The following is a 5,216-nucleotide window of genomic DNA, read 5'->3' as shown; positions in this document are numbered from 1 at the left end:
TAAGTCGCCTCCCCCTTCACTCCGTGCATGTCCAACAGCTTGATTAACGTAGGTCRTAGATCCTTGCGGGGCACGACCTTGTCGAGCTGACCATGCTCGAGATTGAATTCTGATGTTTGGAAATTGTCCGGCAGCTTTTGTTTAATGGTTTGTTCAATAACACGGCGGCCTGTGAATCCAAACGGTGCTGCTGGTTCAGCGATAATAATGTCACCCAGCATCGCAAAACTTGCGGAAACACCGCCAAATGTCGGATCCGTGATGACGGAAATAAAGAGCCCGCCTGCGTTGCTAAGCTTGGATATGGCTGCACTTGTTTTGGCCATTTGCATCAAACTAAGAATACTTTCTTGCATACGAGCGCCACCTGAAGTGGAATAAATAATAATAGGAACTTTCTTCTCGATGGCAGCTTCCACTGCTCTCGTAATTCGCTCTCCTACAACGGACCCAAGTGATCCGCCCATAAAGTCAAAGCTCATTGCTGCAATCACGACCGGATAGCCGCCAATTGTGCCTTCACCGGTAATAATCGCATCTTGTAATTTCGTCGTGCTCTTCGCTTTATCTAATTTCTCAACATAATCAGGAAACTGCAAAGGGTCCTCAGAAATCATATCCGCATCGTATTCCAGAATCTGGCCTTCATCGAGCGTTAATTGAATACGTTCCAATGCGCTTAAACGATAATGGTAGCCGCAAGCTGTACACACTTTCAGGTTTTTCTCTAGCTCTTTACTCGTTTGAATGGTACCGCATTTCGGGCATTTATTCATTAACCCTTCGGGAATTTCCCTTTTTGTTTTCTCAGAAGGAATCGTTGCGTATTTACGCTTTTGAAATAAATCCTTTAGCACATTTCCACCTCTAAATTGGCTATTATCGTGAATCTCTGACAAGCCAGGTTACTTGCTTCTACTTTTCATTATCTATGTAAAATAGAATTGAGTACTTCTTGCACTTCTTCAACTTCCCCTGCGGGAACGACAATTTCGAACTGATTTTTGGATAAGGAGATACCCCTTACTTGTACGAGAAATCCTTCTTCCGTCAGCCTCTGTTTAATCCGCTCTGCAATTCTCGCGGTAGGAGCTATGTATATCACCGTCCACATGAAAAAAAACCTCCTATGAAGTACTGCTACATGGATTAGGGCATTTAGTACGATGATAATAAACATCCTGTAATAAGCATAGGCACACACAATGGAATAATGATATCATAATTTCTCTTTTTCCCGCAACAGAGCACATTCATGAAAAAAAAGTGAAGTCTGAACTAACAAGTTAGTCCAGACGTATTTTACTGCTATAATCAGGCGCATGCTCATTCTGATGAGCGATTCTGGCAGACGCGGCAGCCGCTAATCCGCATATTAAATCATCCAGAAAAACATGCACAGAGCTTTTATCATCATTAAGACTCCGAATAATTCCCATTTTTTCTTTGTCCAGGTAGCCAAAGCTGGTTAATCCGATCATTCCGTATACATGCACAATGCCTAGGGCCAGTGTTTCATCGACACCGAACAAGGGTTCGTCTGCCTCAAGGATGGATTGCAAAGGTTCCGGCAAGAGCTTCTTCTCTGCCAGCTCATCCAGCGCGATGCCCGTGTACAGCGTATATTGCACTTCCCGCTTGGCGAGTACAGCCATTACACTGTCGGTGCATTCTTGCTCCGTCAGATGATCATTATAGGGCTTCTGCAGCTTGAACACAATTTCGGAAATTTGTTCCACTGTCACACCGCGTTTTTGCAGCAATTGGATCATATGTTGTTCGGTCATAAGTCCCCCTCCTACACATGGAATGCCCCTGAAATGCCGGGTTCCTATTCATATGCGGAGGAAGGAGGCTTTATTTCACCCTTACAGAATCTTTACCCATGATCGTTTCGATCATCCGGATCAGATCCTTGGAGGGATCGATCAAATATTGGTCGCTCAGGGCCAAAAGCTTGTTGCTGCTTTCGTAGAATAGCGCAACCGCGAGCGGCCCTTTGTGCAGTTTCAGCAGCGCCTTCAGCTGCAAGAGCTTATCCGGCTGCTCGCAATCAGCCGAGATCTTGACGAACACCCGCTGCGGCTTCGCCTCCGCAGGGGCTGCCTGGCGGCCCGCTGGCGGGGCCGCTTGCTTGACAGGGGTGCTGCTGCGCGCAGCCCCAGATGCGGCAGCCGCGCGAGCTGGCTGAGTGCTGGCTGCGCCAACAGCGCGCCTAGGCGCCCCAGGCTGCCGGCGAAGCCGCTGAATGGCCGCTGGGTCGTCCAGCGCGGCCACCTGCTCTGCGAGCAGCTTGGGCGGATCCTCGTCCTGCAGCTGCAGCTTCGCCCGAACGAGGACGAGTCTGCCCTTCTGCACGAGCGGAGCTGCGTTCTTCCAGGTCTCGGGGAAGAGCACCACCTCGACCTTGTCGATGCGATCCTCCAGCTCCATGAAGGCCATGGGCTGCCCCTTCTTGGTGACGATCGTCTTGTTCGAGAGGATCATCCCGGCGACGAGAACTTCGCTGTTATCCGGCAGCTCAGCGAGCTGGTGGAGCATGGCCGCCTCCATCTCCTCAAGAGGCTCTGCGTAGGCATCCAGCGGATGCCCCGAGATGTACATCCCGAGAAGTTCCTTCTCAAGTTCCAGCTGCTTGCTCTGCGGCATGACGGGAATATTCGGAACTTCAACTTCCCAGTTCGGCTCTTCGACAAAGCCGAAGAGGTGAAGCTGCAAGTCATCCCGCTCCTTGCGCCATTTGGTAGCAGAAGCGATCGTTTCGTCCAAAATAGCCATGAGCTGAGCACGATGACCTCCCAAAGAGTCAAATGCCCCGCCCTGAATCAATGATTCGATAACCCGCTTGTTGCAGACTCGCAAATCAACACGTCTACAGAAGTCAAGCAAGCTCTCGAAGGCAGACTTCTTGCGTTCAAATAAAATAGCATCGATCGCTTGCGTACCTACATTTTTGATTGCTGCAAGCCCAAACCGGATCGCCCCAGTTTGAGGATCAGGCGTAAACACCGTTCCGCTCATATTCACATCCGGTGGAAGAACAGCAATTTTCGTACGCCTACACTCATCTACATATTCGGCTACCTTCCTGTGATTCCCCATCACAGCCGTTAGCATGGAGGCCATGAAATAAATCGGGTAATGCGCTTTGAGATACGCCGTCTGAAAAGCCAGTACCCCATATGCCGTAGCATGCGCTCTAGGAAAGCCATAGTCGGCAAAACGAACAATCATATCGTAGACATGATTCGCTTCTTCCGCACTAAAACCTTGCTGCAAGCTGCCTTTCACGAAATGGGCACGTTCTTCATCGAGTACTTCCCGCTTCTTTTTGGAAACCGCACGCCGTAACAAATCCGCTTCGCCTAAGGAGAAGCCGGCCATCGAGGAGGCAATTTGCATAATTTGCTCCTGATACACGATAATGCCGTACGTATCCCTAAGGATCGGCTCTAGCGTCGGATGCGGATAAACCACTTCCACTTGACCGTGTTTACCGTAAATATATTTAGGAATGAACTCCATCGGACCCGGACGGTACAAGGCCAGAACGGAGATAATATCTTCAAAAACAGAAGGCTTCAAATCCTTCAGAACTTTGCGGACACCTGTTGACTCCAATTGGAAAACGCCGGTGGTTTCGCCTTTACTCAGCATCCCGTAAGTAACAGCATCTTCGTCCATATCCAGTTCATCGAAATCCAGACGCAGGCCCTCCATTTGGGCAATCCAATCCACGGTCCGTTCAATAATCGACAATGTCCGCAGACCTAGAAAATCCATTTTCAGAAGTCCAATGGCTTCCAAATGCTCCATCGTATATTGCGTTAGCGCCGTCTGAGTCGTCCCTTCTTGAAGGGGCACATACTGTGTGAGCGGCTCTCTGGAAATAACAACCCCAGCCGCATGTGTCGATGCGTGGCGCGGCATACCTTCTACACGCTTAGCCATCTCGAGTAGTTCTGCTGTCTTGGGCTGTCTGGCGACTAGAGACTTGAGATCGGAACTTACCTGAAGCGCCTCCGTCAGCGTCATGCCGAGCTGATTCGGAATCGCTTTGGCCGCGCGGTCTACATCCCCGTAAGGCACGTTCAAAACTCGGCCGACGTCTCTGACCGCCGCTTTGGCCGCCATCGTTCCGAAGGTAATAATCTGAGCTACGTGCTCATGCCCATATTTGGCAACGACGTAATCAATGACTTCATCCCGCCGTTCATCGCTAAAATCGATATCGATATCGGGCATCGTAATCCGCTCAGGATTCAGAAAGCGCTCAAAAAGCAGCTTATAATGAAGCGGATCGACATTGGTGATGCGCAGCACATAAGCTACGAGGCTTCCAGCGGAGGATCCCCGCCCTGGACCTGTCATGATATGTTTCTCATGGGCAAAACGAATGAAGTCCCACACAATCAAGAAATAATCGGAGAAACCCATTTTCTCAATGACGCCTAATTCATAAGCCAGGCGTTCTTCTGCTTGTTTCCTTAGAGGCGAGTCCTGCTGTTCCCACTCCGGCTTTGCACCATACCGCTGCTTCAAGCCCATCTCGCACAGATCTCGCAAATATTCTACTGAAGTAAGTTGCTCAGGGATAGGACGGAAGCTTGGCAAAATCGATTTGCCAAACTCAAGTTCGAGCTCGCAGCGCGAAGCCACGACAGCCGTATTCGTTAGCGCTTCAGGCACATGCACGAATAAACGCCGCATTTCTTCTTCACTTTTCAAATACATCTGGCTYGTGCCCATTTTGAGCCGATCCGTATCATCTACCGTTTTGCCAGTACCAATACAGATTAAAATATCCTGCATCACATGATCCGGCTCCGTCACATAGTGCACATCGTTCGTTGCAATCAACGGGATACCGTTTTGCTTGCTCAGTTCAATCATGGAAACCATGACTTTCTTCTGCTCAATCATGCCATGATCTTGAATTTCCAGGAAAAAGTCGTCTCCGAAAATACGCTGATAGCGCTCCGCGGCTTGTCTCGCTTCATCCTGCCGATTATGCAGTAAGTGCTGCGAGATTTCACTGCCTAGACAGGAACTCAGACAAATAAGTCCTTCGGAATGCTTGGATAAATGTTCCAAATCAATTCTCGGTTTATAATGAAAGCCTTCTAAATGCCCTATCGAGCATAACTTCATCAGATTCTGATAACCTTGGTAATTCTTAGCCAGCAAAATGAGATGATAAATCGGCTGTTCTTGTC

Annotated in this window: 4 protein-coding genes; all 4 read right to left on the bottom strand. The window is 49.2% G+C overall.

The window, feature by feature from the left end; all coding sequences use genetic code 11:
- Positions 1-857, bottom strand: an 857-nt coding sequence (gene accD / locus AC1DUA_RS22230; protein WP_477501849.1) for an acetyl-CoA carboxylase, carboxyltransferase subunit beta, incomplete at its 3' end; no start/stop codon positions are given.
- Positions 858-925: 68 nt separating this feature from the next.
- Positions 926-1,114, bottom strand: coding sequence for a glutamate decarboxylase (locus tag AC1DUA_RS22225; RefSeq protein WP_145659579.1), 189 nt, complete (start codon positions 1,112-1,114; stop codon positions 926-928).
- Positions 1,115-1,286: 172 nt separating this feature from the next.
- A complete protein-coding gene (locus tag AC1DUA_RS22220) occupies positions 1,287-1,787 on the bottom strand; it encodes a phosphatidylglycerophosphatase A family protein (protein WP_477501848.1) in 501 nt (166 codons plus the stop codon).
- Positions 1,788-1,857: 70 nt separating this feature from the next.
- A partial coding sequence (locus tag AC1DUA_RS22215) for a DNA polymerase III subunit alpha (protein ID WP_477501847.1) occupies positions 1,858-5,216 on the bottom strand: 3,359 nt, incomplete at its 5' end.

Source organism: Paenibacillus sp. 01T422 (assembly GCF_056398785.1).
The sequence above is the reverse complement of the archived record's forward strand: the minus strand, read 5'-3'. Positions and strand labels throughout refer to the sequence as shown.

What these genes read in the sequence shown, in the direction of transcription:
- AC1DUA_RS22220 (WP_477501848.1), bottom strand. Translation starts at nt 1,787, where the DNA reads ATGACCGAACAACATATGATCCAATTGCTGCAAAAACGCGGTGTGACA.
- AC1DUA_RS22225 (WP_145659579.1), bottom strand. Translation starts at nt 1,114, where the DNA reads ATGTGGACGGTGATATACATAGCTCCTACCGCGAGAATTGCAGAGCGG.